Origin of the sequence: Pseudomonas fluorescens (assembly GCF_902497785.1) — a bacterium.
In the GTDB taxonomy this organism is placed as follows: Bacteria; Pseudomonadota; Gammaproteobacteria; order Pseudomonadales; family Pseudomonadaceae; genus Aquipseudomonas; species Aquipseudomonas fluorescens_BO.
In genome coordinates this window covers 175,213-191,540 of the sequence record NZ_CABVHK010000005.1, presented here as the reverse complement: position 1 = coordinate 191,540, position 16,328 = coordinate 175,213, and the positions used below count along the sequence as shown (strand labels likewise).

The following is a 16,328-nucleotide window of genomic DNA, read 5'->3' as shown; positions in this document are numbered from 1 at the left end:
AGCGCCAAGTAACCAAGCGCTCTTGCCCCTGTCGTTCGGTGCCTCGCTAGTGCTCGGCATGCCCTCGTTCCGGTCCTGCTCAGTGGGCCCGCCGCCATCGGCCATCCATGGCCGAGGGCGGCTACCGCGGCATCCTTGCCGCGGTACCCACTGCGCAGAACCTCCACTCGGCCTCTCGAGGGGGCGCTCACCGCAACAACAAAACCGCGGCGGCCTGCGGGCCGACCGAGGCATCAAGCGGGCGCGCTTCGCTGGGTTGATCGTGCGCACACACTCGACTTGCAATGCGTACCTGTGGGCTTGCTCACGAAGAGACGTGTCAGTCGACTTCATTGTTGAATGACACACCGCGTCCGCGAGCAAGTCGAATCGTCGCACCGCCGCTCCCACAGGGAAATTTTGTTGGATATGGCATTTGGGTAACCCGCCGATGACCTGCCCGAACTAAACGTCAGGTCGGCCCGTAGGCCGCCTCGCGGGCTTTTGATCTGCTTTTGAGGCACCCGCCCCATCGAGAGGCCGAGCGCAGGTTCTGCGTAGTGGGTAACCCGGCAAGGATGCCGGGTTAGCCGCCCTCGGCCATGGATGGCCGATGGCGGCGGGCCCACGGAGCAGGACCGGAGTGAGGGCATGCCGAGCCTTGGCGAGGCACCGAACGACAGGGGCAAAAGCGCTTGGTTACTTGCCGCTTTTGCAAGTGACTCGCTGTAAGAGCGAAACCACTAGCGGTCGTTACCGCAGGTATGGATATGTACACCACCGAAAAAACGGTAGGCCATGAAGCCGCCATCAGATCTTCAGCGAACCAACACCAACGTCAACCCCACAACCACCGCCAACACCACCGCCCACCCCACCATCAACCGCCGCCACAATCGCGGCGCGTGGCGCATTTCCATGAAACCGTCGGTAATCAGCCACGCCTTGCCCACCGCCACCAGCAAAATCGCCACAGACAGCACCCAGGTGCCACCGGATTGCGCGAGCAACACGGTGCTCACGCTCAACGTGGCCAGTGCGGCCCAGCAGACGAGCAATAATCTGGAAGCAGACATAAAACCTCCCGTCATCCCAATACATAGACCAGCGGAAACAGCACCACCCAGATCAGATCGACCATGTGCCAATACAACACGCCGGATTCAAACCCGCTTCGATTACCGGCGTCGTACAGACCACAACGGCAACGCTCGGCCAGCCATCCGAGGATGAACAGGCCGAGCAACACATGCAGAAAATGAAAGCCGGTCAGAATCCAGTACAGCGTGAAAAACGTGTTGTGCTCCATGCCCAGACCCGAGGCCAGCAAGTGGCGGTACTCGGAGAGTTTCAACACCACGTAGACACTGGCGACTAGCAACGCTGCGAGCAGGAACACCGCGCCACGACGGGGTCGCGAGTGCCTGACGTGCTCCTGCGCCAGCGCCGCGAACAGTCCGGCGGTGAGCAGGCTCAGGGTCATTGCCAGCCCGGTCGAGGTGTTCAGCAGCAGGCGGCTTTCACTGAACAGCTGCGGCTTGAGTGCCTGGGTCACGGCGAACGCGAGAATCAGAATGGCGAACACCGACAGCTCGGCGAGGATGAAAAACCACATAGCCAGATCGCCCGGCAATGCCCTCGGCGCAACGCCACCGGATTCAGCCGAAGTGGACATCAACCACGTCCATCAGCGCCGCAACGGTCAATGGATCATCACTCAAAGGCTCGGCCAGGCACGCCATGCACGCTTCTTTCGGGCTCATGCCGGAGCGGATCATCCGCGCGGTGAAAATCAGCAGCCGCGTCGAGGCGACCTCCTCCAGATCATGTTGATCGAGCCGGCGCAACGCCTGTCCCAGCTTCACCACTTGCGCCGCGAGCGCGCTGTCCACCTGCGCCTCACGGGCGACAATGCGCTCTTCCTCCGCCACGGGTGGGTAGCCGAAACGCATCGCCACGAAACGCTGGCGGGTGCTGGGTTTCATGCCTTTGAGCAGGTTCTGGTAACCGGGGTTGTACGACACCACCAGCATGAATGACGGCGGCGCCTGCAACACTTCGCCGGTGCGCTCCAGGAACAACTCGCGACGATCATCGGCCAGCGGGTGCAGTACCACCACGGTGTCCTGGCGCGCTTCAACCACTTCGTCGAGGTAACAAATGCCACCCTCGCGCACCGCCCGGGTCAGCGGTCCGTCCTGCCACCACGTGCCCTGGGCACCGATCAGGTGACGGCCGATCAGGTCGGCCGCGCTCAAATCGTCGTGGCACGCCACGGTGTACAGCGGCAGATTCAAGCGATGGGCCATGTGCTGGACGAACCGGGTCTTGCCGCAACCGGTCGGTCCCTTGATCAGCACGGGCATGCCGTGGCGCCAGGCCTGTTCGAACAGTGCCTGCTCATTGTTCAGCGGTTGGTAGAAGGGTTCGGCCTTGTGTTCGCCTGACGGGATGGGGTCCATGGGGCACCTGTTTCACAGCGGAATTGAGGCACACGCTACGGGCCCCTGCGACAAACTGGCAAGTGACATGAGCGGCAAACTTGATCGCCGTCAAGCGGGCATTGGCCCGCTCGGGCATAGCCTTGCAACGCATTAAGAACCTGCGTCCTGTGCTGTGGTTTCAGTGCATCGCAAAGGTCTTGCCTGAGGAGAAATGGAATGCTGATCAGCAATAGAAAAACGTTGGCCCTGACCGTCGCCACATTGTGTTCGACACTGGCCTTCGCGGTGTCTCACGCAGCCTGGGCCGACGATCCCGCCGCCGCCTCACCGCCCATGGTCAAATCCGCCGGCGCTCCCGACATGAGCCAGAGCGAGTTCGACTCGTCGAAGGAAATCTATTTCCAGCGCTGCGCCGGCTGCCACGGCGTGCTGCGCAAAGGGGCGACCGGCAAGCCGCTGACCCCGGACATCACCCAGTCCCGCGGGCAACCGTTCCTCGAGGCGTTGATCACCTACGGCTCACCGGCGGGCATGCCGAACTGGGGCACGTCGAATGCGCTGACCAAGGATCAGATCACGTCCATGGCCAAGTTCGTTCAGCACACGCCGCCGACGCCACCGGAATGGGGCATGGCCGAGACGCTGAAAACCTGGAAGGTGCTGGTCAAACCCGAGGATCGTCCGAAAAAACAACTGAGCAAACTCGACCTGCCCAACCTGTTTTCAGTGACGTTGCGCGATGACGGCAAGATTGCCCTGATCGACGGCGACAGCAAGAAAATCGTCAAGCTGATCGAGACCGGATACGCGGTGCACATCTCGCGGATCTCCGCTTCGGGTCGTTACTTGCTGGTGATTGGCCGGGACGCACGCATCGACATGATCGACCTGTGGCCAGTCGAGCCGACCAAGGTGGCCGAAGTCAAAGTCGGCATCGAGGCGCGCTCCGTCGAGACCTCCAAGTTCAAGGGCTACGAAGACAAATACACGATTGCCGGTTCCTACTGGCCGCCGCAGTTCACCATCATGGATGGCGAAACCCTTGAGCCGAAGCAGATCGTCTCGACGCGGGGCATGACCGTCGACAAGCAGGAATATCACCCTGAGCCACGCGTCGCGGCGATCATCGCCTCCCACGAATGGCCGGAGTTCATCGTCAACGTCAAGGAAACCGGCAAGGTCATGCTGGTCAATTACCAGGACATCAAAAACCTCACCGTCACTTACATCGACGCCGCGCCGTTCCTGCATGACGGCGGTTGGGACAGCACCCACCGCTACTTCATGACCGCCGCCAACAACTCCAACAAGGTCGCCGTGATCGACTCCAAGGAGCGCAAATTGACCGCGCTGGTGGACGTCGGCAAAACCCCGCACCCGGGGCGCGGCGCCAACTTCAACCACCCGACCTACGGGCCGGTCTGGGCCACCAGTCACCTGGGTGATGAAGGCATTTCGCTGATCGGCACCGACCCGGTCAAGCATGCGCAATACGCCTGGAAACAGGTCGCTTCGATCAAGGGCCAGGGCGGTGGATCGCTGTTCATCAAGACCCACCCCAACTCCCGCCACCTGTATGTCGACACCACGTTGAACCCGGACGCCAAGCTCAGCCAATCGGTGGCGGTGTTCAACATCGACAAGCTCGACGCCGGCTACACCGTGCTGCCGATCGCCGAATACGCGGGCATCAAGCAAGGGGCGATGCGCGTCGTGCAGCCGGAATACAACAAGGCCGGTGATGAAGTCTGGTTCTCCGTGTGGAGCGGTCAGGCCGAAGAATCGGCGTTGGTGGTGATCGACGACAAAACGCTGAAGCTCAAGTCAGTCATCAAGGACAAACGACTGATCACACCCACCGGAAAGTTCAACGTCTACAACACCCAACACGACATCTATTGAGCTCCATCAATGCAAGGAAACACCATGAAAAATACTCTGTTTTCACTGTTCGCCCTGACGGCTGCGCTCAGTGTGCAACCGGCCTTGGCTCAAGACGCACTGGAACTATTCAAAAGCAAACCCTGCGCGGCTTGCCACTCCATCGACACCAAGCTGGTCGGCCCGGCGCTCAAGGAGGTCGCGGCAAAAAACGCGGGTGTACCCGGAGCCGTGGACACCCTGGCCAGCCACATCAAGAACGGCACCCAAGGTAACTGGGGGCCAATGCCAATGCCGGCAAACCCGGTCACGGATGAGGAAGCGAAGCTGCTCGCGACCTGGGTCCTGACACTCAAGTAAACGCCTGGAGGGCGCCATGAAGGTTTATCGACACGCGGTGGTTCTGGCGGCCCTCCTCCTCATTTGCGCAACCACGGTTGCCGCGCCGGACGCCCCGCGTCAGGCGCAACTCGAACACTTGCTGGCGCAGGATTGTGGCGCCTGCCATGGCCTGCACATGACCGGCGGGCTGGGTCCGGAATTGACTCGCGCGGCGCTGGCCGGCAAATCCCGGGACAGCCTGATCGCCACCGTCACCCATGGCCGCACCGGCACGGCCATGCCCGGTTGGGCGCCGTTGCTCGGCGCGGATGACATCCGTTGGCTGGTCGACCTTCTTCTACAGGGATACCCCGCACCATGATCCGATCAACCCTGCTGTGCGCGGCGAGCGCGCTGTTGTTGTCCGCGTGTGTCCAGCCGCCATTGCGTGGCACCGGCGATCTGGGCGTGGTGGTGGAGCGCGCCACCGGCAGTGTGCAAATCATCGAAAGCGACACCCGCACCACGCTGGCCAGGCTCGAGGGCCTGGGCGACCTGTCCCATGCCTCGGTGGTGTTCTCCCGCGACCAGCGTTACGCCTATGTGTTTGGCCGCGACGGTGGGTTGAGCAAGCTCGACCTGCTGACCCAACGCATCGACCATCGCGTGATCCAGGGCGGCAATAGCATCGGCGGCGCGATCAGTCAGGACGGCAAGTTGATCGCGGTGTCCAACTATGTGCCCGGCGGGGTCAAGGTATTCGATGCGCAAACCCTGGCGCTGGTGGCGGACATTCCGGCGACACCGCTGGCCGACGGCAGCAAACGCTCTCGCGTGGTCGGGCTGGTCGACGCGCCGGGCCAACGTTTCGTCTTCAGCCTGTTCGATACCGGCGAGATCTGGACCCTCGATTTCAGCCAGAGCACCTCCCCGCAGATCAGCCGTTTCACCGCCATCGGCCAGCAACCCTACGATGCGCTGATCACCCCGGACGGCCGCTACTACATGGCCGGGCTGTTCGGCGAAGACGGCATGGCGCAACTCGACCTCTGGCACCCGGAGCGCGGGGTGAAACGCGTGCTCGGTGACTACGGACGTGGCCAGGCAAAACTGCCCGTCTACAAGATGCCGCATCTGGAAGGCTGGGCCGTCGCCGACAACCAGGCCTTTGTGCCCGCCGTCGGGCGCCATCAGGTACTGGTGATGGATGCGCGCACCTGGCAGCAGAGCGCGGCCATCGCCGTGGCCGGGCAACCGGTGTTCGTCACGTCGCGCCCGGACGGTCGGCAGCTGTGGGTCAATTTCGCCTACCCGGACAATGATCGGGTGCAAGTGATCGACACCGAGACCCACGCCATCGTCGCCGATCTGCAACCGGGCCCCGCCGTACTGCACATGGAATTCACCGCGCGCGGCGATCAGCTATGGCTGTCGTTGCGCGATGGCAATCAGGTGCAGGTCTGGGACCCGTACAGCCTCACATTGATCAGCACCCTGCCGGCCACCGCACCGAGCGGCATCTTCTTCAGCAGTCGCGCGCAAAAAATGGGCTATTGAAATGAACCTTGACTTGCTCAGCCGCCAACTGATCGACCGCTTCCAGCACGGCATGCCGCTGTGCGCGGAACCTTACCGTGAGATGGCCCGGGTTCTCGGTTGCAGCGAGGCGCACGTGATGGCGTGCCTGCAACGTCTGGAACTGGCCGGGGCCTTGTCGAGGGTCGGCCCGGTGTTCGAACACAGCCGCGCCGGGGCCAGCACCCTCGCCGCCCTCGCCGTGCCCGCCGAACGCCTGCAACAGATCGCCGAACGCGTCAGCCAGTACCCGGAGGTCAATCACAACTATGCGCGGGAGCATTACTACAACCTGTGGTTCGTTTTGACCGGCCCTGATCGCCAGCACCTCGAACGCATACTCGAAGAACTGGAGCGCGACACCGGCCTCACCCCGCTGGATTTGCCGATGTTGACCGCGTACCGCATCGACCTCGGCTTCGCCCTCGGAGAACAGCCATGAAATCGGGATTGAGCCCCAGGCAAGCGTTGGCCCTGCGTCGGCATCTCGAAGGCGGATTGCCGCTGACCCCGCGCCCCTATCAGGCCCTCGCCGAACGGATCGACGCCGACGAAAAACAGGTGCTCGAACAAATGCACGCCTGGCACGAGCAGGGGCTGTTTCGCCGGATTGGCCTGGTGCTCAACCATCGGGCGCTGGGCTTCACCGCCAACGCCATGCTGGTCCTCGACGTACCCGACGCCCTGATCGACGAAGTCGGCCAGCGCCTCGGCCGAGCGCCCGGCATCAACCTTTGCTATCAACGGCCGCGGCGTTTGCCGCAGTGGCGCTACAACCTGTTCTGCATGGTCCACGGGCGTAAGCGAGAGCAAGTCGTGGCGCAGATACAGACGTTGCTGGAGGAACATCTGTTGAGTGATCTGCCGCACCAACTGCTCTTCACCACCCACGCCTTCAAACAATGCGGTGGCCGCTTTGCCCCCGCATCGACAGGAGCGCCCGACGTTGGATGACCTCGACCGCCGACTGATCAATCGCCTGCAACTGGGCCTGCCGCTGGTGCGTCACCCGTGGCAGGTGCTGGCCGCCGAACTGCACAGCAGCAGCGCCGAATTGCTCGATCGCCTTCACGCCCTGCTCGAAGACGGCGTGCTCACCCGCTTCGGCCCGATGTTCGACATCGAACGCCTCGGCGGCGCCTTCACCCTCGCCGCGCTGGCGGTGCCGGAAGACCGCTTCGAAGACGTCGCCGCGCAGCTGCATGCACTGCCGGAAGTGGCGCACAACTATCGCCGCGAGCACCCGTGGAACATGTGGTTTGTGCTCGGCTGCGCCACCGAACAAGGGATTGCCGACACCCTGCAGCACATCGAAACCCTGACCGGCCTGCCGCCGCTGAACCTGCCCAAAGAGGAGACCTACCATGTCGGTTTGTATTTCCCGGTCTGAAGACACCCTGGCTCACCGCCTGATCGAATTGACCCAAGCGGGGTTGCCGTTGCTGGACGACCCGTGGGCCTGGCTCGCCGAACAGCTCGACCTGAGCATTGAATCCACCCTGGATCTGTTGAAACGATTGCAAGCCGAAGGCGCTATCCGCCGGATCGCGGCGGTCCCCAATCACTATCGTCTGGGCTACCGCTACAACGGCATGACGGTCTGGGATATCCGCGACGCGGACATCTCGCGCCTGGGCGCCCTGATCGGCGCGCAGCCCTTTGTCAGCCATTGTTATCGACGCCCACGCCGACCGGGCTGGCGCTACAACCTGTTCGCCATGGTCCACGGGCGCAGCAGCGAAGAGATCGACAGTTACCGTGAACACCTGCGCTATTTACTGGGCGATGCCTGCGCCGCCGACGAGATGCTGGTGAGCAGCCGCATCCTGAAAAAAACCGGATTGCGCCTGCCACCCGCGTCGCGCTGAACAGGCGCGACTCAAGGAGAGTTGCATGTTGAGGATCAGCCAATACCTGCGCGCGCTGGCCAGCCAGACGCCTGCCCCCCGAACCAGCCCACCGGGCAGCAACCGGCCACCCGTGGTGATCTGGAACCTGCTGCGACGCTGCAACCTGACCTGCAAACACTGTTACGCGACCTCCGCCGACAGTGTCTTTCGCGATGAACTGGATACGCCCGCCGCACTCGCCGTGATCGACGATCTGCACGCTGCCGGCGTCAAGGTGCTGATTCTGTCTGGCGGCGAACCGCTGTTGCGTGACGACCTGTTTGTGCTCAGCGCCTACGCCCGCGCCAAGGGTTTCTTTGTCGCGTTGTCCACCAACGGCACGCTGATCAACGAGCAAAACATCACGCAAATCCGCACGGCGAACTTCGATTATGTCGGCATCAGCATCGACGGTCTGGAAGCCACTCACGACGCCTTCCGCCAACTGAAGGGCAGCTTCGCCAGTTCCATGCGGGCGATCCGCCTCTGTCGCGAACAGGGGATTCGCGTGGGCCTGCGCACCACCCTGACCCAGGAAAACCACGGGCAACTGCCGCAACTGCTGGCGCTGATGCGCGAGTACGACGTGCAAAAGTTTTACCTGTCGCACCTCAACTACAGCGGTCGCGGCAAACGCAGCCGCCAGCTCGACGCCCGGCAACAGATGAGCCGCGAGGCGATGACGCTGATTTTCCAGCAGGCCTGGGACGACATCGCCGAGGGCCGCGACAGCGATTTCGTCAGCGGCAACAACGATGCCGACGCCGTTCTCCTGCTGCAATGGGTGGGTCTGCACCTCCCCGAACATTACCCGCGTCTGGAACACATGCTGCGCGCCTGGGGCGGCAATGCCTCCGGCAGCGGCATCGCCAACATCGACAACACCGGCGAAGTGCACCCGGACACCTATTGGTGGCAGCACTCGGTCGGCAACGTGCGGCGCACACCGTTTCGCACGCTGTGGCTGGACCGGCCGGACGCCTTGCTGCAGCAACTGCGAACGCATCCGCGCGCCGTTGGTGGCCGCTGTGGGCAATGCCGCTGGTTGAGTATCTGCAACGGCAACACCCGAACCCGCGCCTGGGCCGAAGGCGATCTCTGGGGCCAAGACCCCGGTTGCCACCTCAGCGATGAAGAAATCGGCATGCCGCCGGTCACGACCATCCCTTGCGTTATGCATTGAAGCATCCGCCCGGCGAGCCCCGGCCAACCTGATGAAAAAACCAAGGACGTCCCATGTACCCATCAATTGTTTTACCGGCCGCACTGGCGTCCCTGTTCAGACCGGGCGAAGTGGCTCTGGTCGGCGCGGGGCCCGGCGATCCGCGCCTGCTGACCCTGCGCGCTTGGAGCCTGTTGATGCAGGCCGATGCCGTGGTGTACGACCGCCTGATCAGCCCCGAACTGCTGACGCTGATCCCCCTCACCTGCGCCCGGCATTACGTCGGCAAGGCCAGCGGCTGCCACAGCCTGCCCCAGGCGCAGATCAACGAACTGCTGGCAGACCTCGCCGATCAAGGCCAGCGCGTGGTCCGGCTCAAGGGCGGTGACCCGTTCATTTTTGGGCGCGGCGCCGAGGAATTACAGTACCTGCTGCAACGCAACATCGACTGCCAGGTAGTGCCGGGCATTACCGCCGCATCCGGTTGCAGTGCCTACGCCGGCATCCCGCTGACGCATCGCGATCTGGTCAATTCCTGTCGTTTCATCACCGGGCATTTGCAACAGGATGGCGAGCTGAAACTGCCTTGGCGCGACCTCGCCGACAGCAGCCAGACTTTAGTGTTTTACATGGGCTTATCTAATCTCGGGCTAATCGCCCAGCGCCTGATTGAAGCCGGGCTCGCCGCCGACACCCCGGCTGCGTTGATCAGCAACGGCACGCGGAGCGACCAGCACGTGGCTCGTGGCCTGCTGCACCAACTGCCGACGTTGGCGCTGGATTGCCCACCCGGAGTTCCGACGCTGACGGTGATCGGCAAAGTGGTCGACCTGTTCGCCGCGCAACCGATGGAACACCCGGCGCGCTTCTATCCGGTTCAGACGCGGCAACGCCATGCCAGGGTGGCGCTATGAAGCGCGGGCTGCTGGTGCCCTTTTTATGGATCGGTGTCGCCCAGGCCGGCGCTGCTGCTGCGGCACTTGAACAAGCAGCGGACAACTACCGGCAGCATTGCCAAAGCTGCCACGGTGCCAATCGTTTCGGCGGTGCCGGGCCGGCGTTGCTGCCGGAGAGTCTGAGCCGGATCAAACCCGAGGAGGTCCGCAGCGTGATTCAGAACGGTCGCCCGGCGAGCCAGATGGCCGGGTTTGCCAAGGTCCTCGACCCGGCACACATCGACGCGCTGGTGAATTACCTTCAGCAACCGCCCGCCACCCCGCCGACCTGGAACAACGACGACATTCGTGGCAGTCACTCGATACTCGCGGACCTCAGCAAGCTCCCCGCCACGCCGCAGCACGGTGCCGACCCGCTGAACCTGTTCGTCGTGGTGGAAGCCGGCGATCACCACCTGGACATCCTGGATGGCGATCGATTCGAGGTGCTGGCGCGGTTCTCTTCGCACTTTGCCGTGCACGGCGGGCCGAAGTTTTCGCCGGATGGGCGCTTCGTCTACGTCGCCTCGCGTGATGGCTGGATCAGCCTGTACGACCTGCACAACCTCAAGCTGATCGCCGAGGTCCGCGCCGGGCTGAACACCCGCAACCTGGCGGTGAGCAAGGATGGGCGCTGGGTGCTGGTGGGTAATTATTTGCCGGGCAACCTTGTGGTGCTGGATGCCCGCGACCTGTCGCTGGTGAAAACCATTCCTGCGGTCGGTCAGGACGGCACTGCGTCACGGGTCAGCGCGGTCTACACCGCCCCGCCTCGGGACAGTTTCATCGTTGCGCTCAAGGACGTGAAGGAAGTCTGGGAGCTCTCGAGCGCCGGTACACCAGACTTCGAACCGCGACGAATCCACGCCGAGGATGTGCTGGACGATTTTTCCTTTTCGCCGGACTACAAGCAGTTGCTGGCGACTTCGCGCAAGGCCAAGGGTGGTCAGGTGATCGATCTCGACAGCGGCAAGGTGGTGACCGACATACCGCTGCCAGGCATGCCGCACCTGGGGTCCGGGACTTATTGGCAGCGCAACGGTGAGTGGGTGTTTGCCACGCCCAATATCAGCAAGGGGCTGATCTCGGTGATCGATTTCAAGACCTGGACCTTGATCAAGGAGATCCCGACGTTGGGGCCGGGTTTCTTTATGCGCAGTCATGTCAATTCGCGGTATGCCTGGACTGATGTGTTCTTTGGGCCGGATAACGATGCGATTCATTTGATTGATAAACAGACGCTGGAAATTGCCCACACTTTGCGGCCGATGCCTGGGAAGACGGCGGCGCACGTGGAGTTCACTCGTGACGGGCGTTATTTGTTGCTGAGTATTTGGGCGAATGAGGGGGCTTTGATTGTTTATGACAGCGGGACGTTGGAGGAGATTAAGCGGATCCCGATGAACAAGCCTTCGGGGAAGTACAACGTGGGGAACAAGATTGAGTTTGTTGAGGGGACTTCGCACTAGGCTTCTTGTGCTTTGTTTTGGGGTGTATATCCGTTTTTTTGGTGATGGCTGATATTGGTTTCGCCCTTACGGCGAGTCACTTTGAAAAGCGCAAAGTAACCCAACGCTCTTGCCCCACCACTTGGCACCTCGCTCTGGCTCGGTGTGCCCTCACTCCGGCATTGCTCCGCGGGTCGCCGCGAAGGGCCATCCCTGGCCCAGCGCGGCTAAACCGGCATCCTTGCCGGTTTCCCCGCTGCGCAATGCCTGCGTTCGGCCAGCGTGGTTTAACGGGGCGCTCAAGATCAAAATCAAAATCACAACCGCGGCGGCCTCCGGGCCGACCGGGGTATCAAGTGGGCGCGCTTCGCTGCCTTGATCATGCACAACCTCTGGGCCGAGCAAATTCCCTGTGGGAGCGAGCTTGCTCGCGATGGCGATTTATTATCCAGCATCGATGTCGGCTGACCCTCCGCTATCGCGAGCAAGCTCGCTCCCACAGGTGATTGTTGTTGGCGACGGTATTTGTGTTCGGCGCCGATGACTTGATCGAACTCACCGTCAGGTCGGCTCTAAGGCCGCCTCGGTTTTGATTTTGATTTTAGGCGCCCCATAAAACCACGCTGGCCGAACGCAGGCATTGCGCAGCGGGGAAACCGGCAAGGATGCCGGTTTAGCCGCGCTGGGCCAGGGATGGCCCTTCGCGGCGACCCGCGGAGCAATGCCGGAGTGAGGGCACACCGAGCCCAGGCGAGGTGCCGAGTGGTGGGGCAAGAGCGTTGGGTTACTTTGCGCTTTTCAAAGTGACTCGCCGTAAGGGCGAAACCAATATCAGCCGTTACCGCAGAAACGGATATGTACACCATCAAAACCGTAGCCAGCCAGCTCCCACAGGGTTCGGGGTAAACGCTATGGGAGCGAAGCCAGTATCACGCCAGGCTTTTGCTGACCACTTCAAACACATCACTGGACAGTTGACCCGAAGCACGAATCCGCTCCAGTTCGCCTTTCATCAACGCCTGACGAGCGTCGTCATATTTGCGCCAGCGCGTCAGCGGCGCCAATTGACGAGAAGCGATCTGCGGATTGAAGCCGTTCAGCTCGATCACCAGATCCGCCAGGAAACGATAGCCCGAGCCATCCGCCGCATGGAAGTTGATCAGGTTCTGCCCGGCAAACGCGCCAACCAGTGCCCGCACCTTGTTCGGGTTCATGAGGTTGAACGCCGGATGCTGCATCAACTGACGCACACGCTCCAGACCACCCGGCAACGTGCTGCCCGCCTGCACGCTAAACCACTGATCCATGACCAGCGGGTTGTCCTTGAAGTGTTCGGCAAAACTCGCCAGCGCCGCAGCCTTCTGCTCTTCGAAAGGCGAATTGACCAACACCGCCAACGCCGTCAGGCGCTCGGTCATGTTGTCGCTGGTTTCGAACTGCTCAAGTGTTGCCGCCAGGACTTCGGGTTTACCGCTGAGCATCAGGTACGACAGCGCAATGTTCTGCAGCGCGCGCCGGGCGAAGTGCTCGGCCTCGGCCACGTAGGGCGTCTTCTTCGACAGGTCGCGATTGGCCTGATAACGCAGCCACAACGCCTCGAACAGACCGTCGGCCAATTGCTTGCGGGCAAACTCGCGAGCGATGTGGATGGCGTCAACGTCAGCCACTTCACTGATTTCGGTGAGGTACGCCTCGCCCGGCAGCGAGAGCATTTCGGCGACCATCGCCTGATCCAGCGTCTCGTCCGACAGCACGCTGCGCAACGCCGATATCAGGCGCTGATCCAGCACCAGTCGTTCGCCCTTCTGCTGTTGAGCGATCAATTCTTGCAGCACTTGCACCGACAATTGCTCGCCTGCATCCCAGCGGTTGAAACCGTCGCTGTCGTGTTGCATCAGGAACATCAGTTGATCGCGGTTGTACGGGAAGCTCAGTTTCACCGGCGCCGAAAAGCCGCGCAGCAACGAAGGCAGCGGCCGCTCAGCGATGTCGATGAAGGTGAAGGTCTGCTCGGCCTCAGTCACCGAAATCACCCGCGAAGTGCCCTGAGCGCTGGCTTCGCCGGAAAGGCGCAAGGCAATCGCCGCGCCTTTGGAATCGAGCAGGCCCAGCTCCACAGGAATCACGAACGGCAGTTTTTCTACTTTGTCCGGGGTGGCCGGGCAGCTCTGGCGGAAGGTCAGGCTGTAGGTTTTCGCCGCCGCATCGTAAGACTCGCTCACCGCCAATCGTGGCGTACCGGCCTGGCTGTACCAGCGTTTGAACTGGGTCAGGTCAACGCCATTGGCATCTTCCATGGCTTTGATGAAATCGTCGCAGGTCACGGCCTGGCCGTCGTGGCGTTCAAAATACAGGTCGCTGCCTTTGCGGAAGCCGTCTGCGCCGAGCAGGGTGTGGATCATGCCGACCACTTCCGAACCCTTTTCGTACACGGTCAGGGTGTAGAAGTTGGAGATCTCGATGAAGCTGTCCGGGCGCACGGCGTGGGCCATGGGACCGGCGTCTTCGGCGAACTGGTGGGTGCGCAGGTAAGCCACGTCCTGGATGCGTTTCACGGTGGCCGAGTTCATGTCGGCAGAGAAACCGGAATCGCGGAACACGGTGAAGCCTTCCTTTAGCGACAACTGGAACCAGTCGCGGCAGGTCACGCGGTTGCCCGACCAGTTGTGAAAGTATTCGTGAGCGACAATCGCTTCAACCCGCTGATGCGCGGCGTCGGTGGCGGTTTCGGCGCGGGCCAGCACGGCGCTGGAGTTGAAGATGTTGAGGCCCTTGTTCTCCATGGCGCCCATGTTGAAGTCGTTGACCGCGACGATCATGAAGATGTCCAGATCGTACTCGCGACCGTAGACCTCTTCGTCCCAGCGCATCGACTTTTTCAGGCTGTTCATCGCGTGCTGGCACTTGTCGATGTTTTCCGGCTCGACGTAGATGCGCAGCGCCACCGAACGCTCGGTCATGGTGGTGAACGTGTCTTCGACGCACCACAGGTCACCGGCCACCAGCGCAAACAGATACGCCGGTTTCATGAACGGATCTTCCCACGTCGCCCAATGCCGGCCTTCTTCACCGGGGCCGCTGGCAATCGGGTTGCCGTTCGACAGCAGCACCGGATAGCTGTGCTGTTCGGCGACCACCGTAGTGGTGAACTTGCTCATCACGTCCGGGCGGTCGAGGTAATAGGTGATCTTGCGGAAGCCTTCGGCCTCGCACTGGGTGCAGAACATGCCGCTGGATTTGTACAGGCCTTCCAGGGCGGTGTTGGTTTCCGGGTGGATCCTGACGCTGGTGTCGACCGTGAAGGTGGTGCTGGCCGGGTGCAGGGTCAGGTGATTGTCGGTCAGCTGGTAATCAGCGGCGCTCAATTCGCGGTCGGCCAACGTCACCGACAGCAGTTCGAGTTGCTGGCCGTCCAGCACCAGCGGCGGCAGGCCCGGGCCACGGTCAGGGTTTCGGCGCATCACCAGTTGCGCATGGACCAGGCTGTGGTCCTCGAACAACTCGAAGGTCAGGTGCGTCTCGTCGATCAGGTATTCGGGCGCCTGATAGTCTTTCAAATAGATCATCTTCGGTTGTTCGGTGCGCATGCTGGAGTCCTTACTGATGCACGGCGAGCTGATAAGCCGTGTATTTACGAATATTGATCACGCCGGTGTCGAAAATCAGGTATTGGCCCTTGATCCCCAGCAGCGTGCCTTCGGCAATCGGGTTCTTGTCCAGGTTGAAGCTGACGATTTTGGCCGGGTACTGCTCGACCGGGTAGCGAATCTCCAGCGGTTCGACATCGGCAATGGTCTGGATCGCCTGCAGGCCAAATCGTTCCTGCAAGGTTTGCAGGCCCTCGGCACAGCTTTCAAACAAGCGGTCGCGAACTTCAGCCAAATCCACCGAAACGGCTTCGCCCTTGAGTAAAGCACGCCAGTTGGTCTTGTCAGCCACCTGACTGCGGAACAGGTCTTCGACGAAACCAGATTGCTGGCGGGTCGATACACGCATGATCGGCAACGCCTGACGGGCACCCTGATCGATCCAGCGGGTCGGCAGCTGGGTGGCGCGGGTAATCCCGACTTTCACCCCGGACGAGTTGGACAGATAGACGACGTGATCGGTCATGCAAAACGTCGCGCCCCACTCCGGCTCGCGGCACGTGCCCGCGTCGTAATGGCAGCGCTCCGGGCTCATGATGCACAGGTCGCATTGCGCCAGTTTGGTCATGCACGGGTAGCAGTAGCCCTGGCTGAAACTGGTTTTGGTCTTGCGCCCGCAATGCGAGCAGAAAATCGCTCCCAGGTATTCCAGGCGGATCGTGCTGCCGATCAACGGATTGACCGGCACCTCGGCGTCGCCCAGTCGAAACGCATACTGCACGTCGGCTCCGTCAAGGCGCGCCGACATTTTGCTGATTGCACCGCGGCCAATCTCGATCAATGGATGGCATCCGACTTGAACAGGATATTCGGCACTTCAATCGACTTGGAGCCACATTCCTGAACGCCCATGTAACCGGTGCGCTGGTCTTCGGGCAGGTTCTGAATCTCCCAGGCGATCATCGCTTGCAGCGACAGCTCGCGTTGCTCGGCGGTGAGTTTGCCACCGTCGGACCATTTACCGATTTCCACCGCCAGTTTCAGGCTCTGGTAGATCTCCGGGGTGATGTTGTTGATCATTTCGTTGAAAGAGGACATTGATTCTCC

17 protein-coding genes are annotated in these 16,328 nt (G+C 61.8%); 11 read left to right on the top strand and 6 right to left on the bottom strand.

Annotated elements, in window-relative coordinates; genetic code table 11:
- Positions 1 to 797: 797 nt before the first annotated feature.
- The 3 genes from F8N62_RS09515 to F8N62_RS09505 are packed head-to-tail and all read right to left on the bottom strand — an operon-like array spanning position 798 to position 2,441.
- Positions 798 to 1,055, bottom strand: coding sequence for a cytochrome C oxidase subunit IV family protein (locus tag F8N62_RS09515; protein WP_150710725.1), 258 nt, complete (start codon positions 1,053 to 1,055; stop codon positions 798 to 800).
- Positions 1,056 to 1,066: 11 nt separating this feature from the next.
- The gene (locus F8N62_RS09510) at positions 1,067 to 1,654 is read right to left on the bottom strand and encodes a cytochrome c oxidase subunit 3 family protein (RefSeq protein WP_150710724.1); all 588 of its coding nucleotides are present in this window, start codon (positions 1,652 to 1,654) and stop codon (positions 1,067 to 1,069) included.
- On the bottom strand, positions 1,638 to 2,441 hold the full coding sequence (locus F8N62_RS09505; RefSeq protein ID WP_150710723.1) for a CbbQ/NirQ/NorQ/GpvN family protein: 804 nt from the start codon (positions 2,439 to 2,441) through the stop codon (positions 1,638 to 1,640). The genes F8N62_RS09510 and F8N62_RS09505 overlap by 17 nt, the downstream gene beginning before the upstream one ends.
- Positions 2,442 to 2,756: 315 nt before the next feature.
- Here F8N62_RS09505 and nirS point away from each other — a divergent pair, with 315 nt between their 5' ends.
- Genes nirS through F8N62_RS09450 form a run of 11 tightly spaced genes read left to right on the top strand, consistent with a single transcriptional unit; the run spans position 2,757 to position 11,655 of the window.
- Complete coding sequence (gene nirS / locus F8N62_RS09500) at positions 2,757 to 4,325, top strand: nitrite reductase (RefSeq protein ID WP_224791360.1); 1,569 nt, start codon at positions 2,757 to 2,759, stop codon at positions 4,323 to 4,325.
- 24 nt (positions 4,326 to 4,349) lie between these two features.
- The gene (locus tag F8N62_RS09495) at positions 4,350 to 4,664 is read left to right on the top strand and encodes a c-type cytochrome (RefSeq protein WP_150710721.1); all 315 of its coding nucleotides are present in this window, start codon (positions 4,350 to 4,352) and stop codon (positions 4,662 to 4,664) included.
- 16 nt (positions 4,665 to 4,680) lie between these two features.
- Positions 4,681 to 5,007, top strand: a complete 327-nt coding sequence (locus tag F8N62_RS09490; protein WP_150710720.1) for a c-type cytochrome — start codon at positions 4,681 to 4,683, stop codon at positions 5,005 to 5,007.
- A complete protein-coding gene (locus tag F8N62_RS09485) occupies positions 5,004 to 6,182 on the top strand; it encodes a cytochrome D1 domain-containing protein (protein ID WP_150710719.1) in 1,179 nt (392 codons plus the stop codon). The genes F8N62_RS09490 and F8N62_RS09485 overlap by 4 nt, the downstream gene beginning before the upstream one ends.
- Before the next feature lies 1 nt (position 6,183).
- Complete coding sequence (locus F8N62_RS09480) at positions 6,184 to 6,642, top strand: Lrp/AsnC family transcriptional regulator (protein WP_150710718.1); 459 nt, start codon at positions 6,184 to 6,186, stop codon at positions 6,640 to 6,642.
- A complete protein-coding gene (locus tag F8N62_RS09475) occupies positions 6,639 to 7,154 on the top strand; it encodes an Lrp/AsnC family transcriptional regulator (protein ID WP_150710717.1) in 516 nt (171 codons plus the stop codon). Before F8N62_RS09480 ends, F8N62_RS09475 begins: the two co-directional genes overlap by 4 nt.
- Positions 7,147 to 7,590, top strand: a complete 444-nt coding sequence (locus tag F8N62_RS09470; RefSeq protein WP_150710716.1) for an Lrp/AsnC family transcriptional regulator — start codon at positions 7,147 to 7,149, stop codon at positions 7,588 to 7,590. The genes F8N62_RS09475 and F8N62_RS09470 overlap by 8 nt, the downstream gene beginning before the upstream one ends.
- Complete coding sequence (locus F8N62_RS09465; protein ID WP_150710715.1) at positions 7,565 to 8,068, top strand: Lrp/AsnC family transcriptional regulator; 504 nt, start codon at positions 7,565 to 7,567, stop codon at positions 8,066 to 8,068. Before F8N62_RS09470 ends, F8N62_RS09465 begins: the two co-directional genes overlap by 26 nt.
- 25 nt (positions 8,069 to 8,093) lie before the next feature.
- On the top strand, positions 8,094 to 9,272 hold the full coding sequence (gene nirJ / locus F8N62_RS09460; protein WP_150710714.1) for a heme d1 biosynthesis radical SAM protein NirJ: 1,179 nt from the start codon (positions 8,094 to 8,096) through the stop codon (positions 9,270 to 9,272).
- Positions 9,273 to 9,325: 53 nt separating this feature from the next.
- On the top strand, positions 9,326 to 10,165 hold the full coding sequence (cobA, locus tag F8N62_RS09455; protein ID WP_150710713.1) for a uroporphyrinogen-III C-methyltransferase: 840 nt from the start codon (positions 9,326 to 9,328) through the stop codon (positions 10,163 to 10,165).
- Positions 10,162 to 11,655: a cytochrome D1 domain-containing protein gene (locus F8N62_RS09450; RefSeq protein WP_150710712.1), complete on the top strand. Its 1,494-nt coding sequence runs from the start codon at positions 10,162 to 10,164 to the stop codon at positions 11,653 to 11,655. The genes cobA and F8N62_RS09450 overlap by 4 nt, the downstream gene beginning before the upstream one ends.
- A 908-nt stretch (positions 11,656 to 12,563) precedes the next feature.
- Here F8N62_RS09450 and pepN read toward each other — a convergent pair.
- Genes pepN through F8N62_RS09435 form a run of 3 tightly spaced genes read right to left on the bottom strand, consistent with a single transcriptional unit; the run spans position 12,564 to position 16,319 of the window.
- Positions 12,564 to 15,221 carry an aminopeptidase N gene (gene pepN / locus F8N62_RS09445; RefSeq protein ID WP_150710711.1) on the bottom strand — a complete coding sequence of 886 codons (2,658 nt, stop codon included), beginning with the start codon at positions 15,219 to 15,221 and terminating at the stop codon, positions 12,564 to 12,566.
- A 10-nt stretch (positions 15,222 to 15,231) separates the two neighbouring features.
- Entirely contained in the window at positions 15,232 to 16,062 is an 831-nt protein-coding gene (locus F8N62_RS09440; protein WP_150710710.1) for a DUF2797 domain-containing protein, read from the bottom strand.
- Positions 16,059 to 16,319, bottom strand: coding sequence for a YeaC family protein (locus F8N62_RS09435; protein ID WP_150710709.1), 261 nt, complete (start codon positions 16,317 to 16,319; stop codon positions 16,059 to 16,061). The genes F8N62_RS09440 and F8N62_RS09435 overlap by 4 nt, the downstream gene beginning before the upstream one ends.
- Positions 16,320 to 16,328 lie beyond the last annotated feature (9 nt).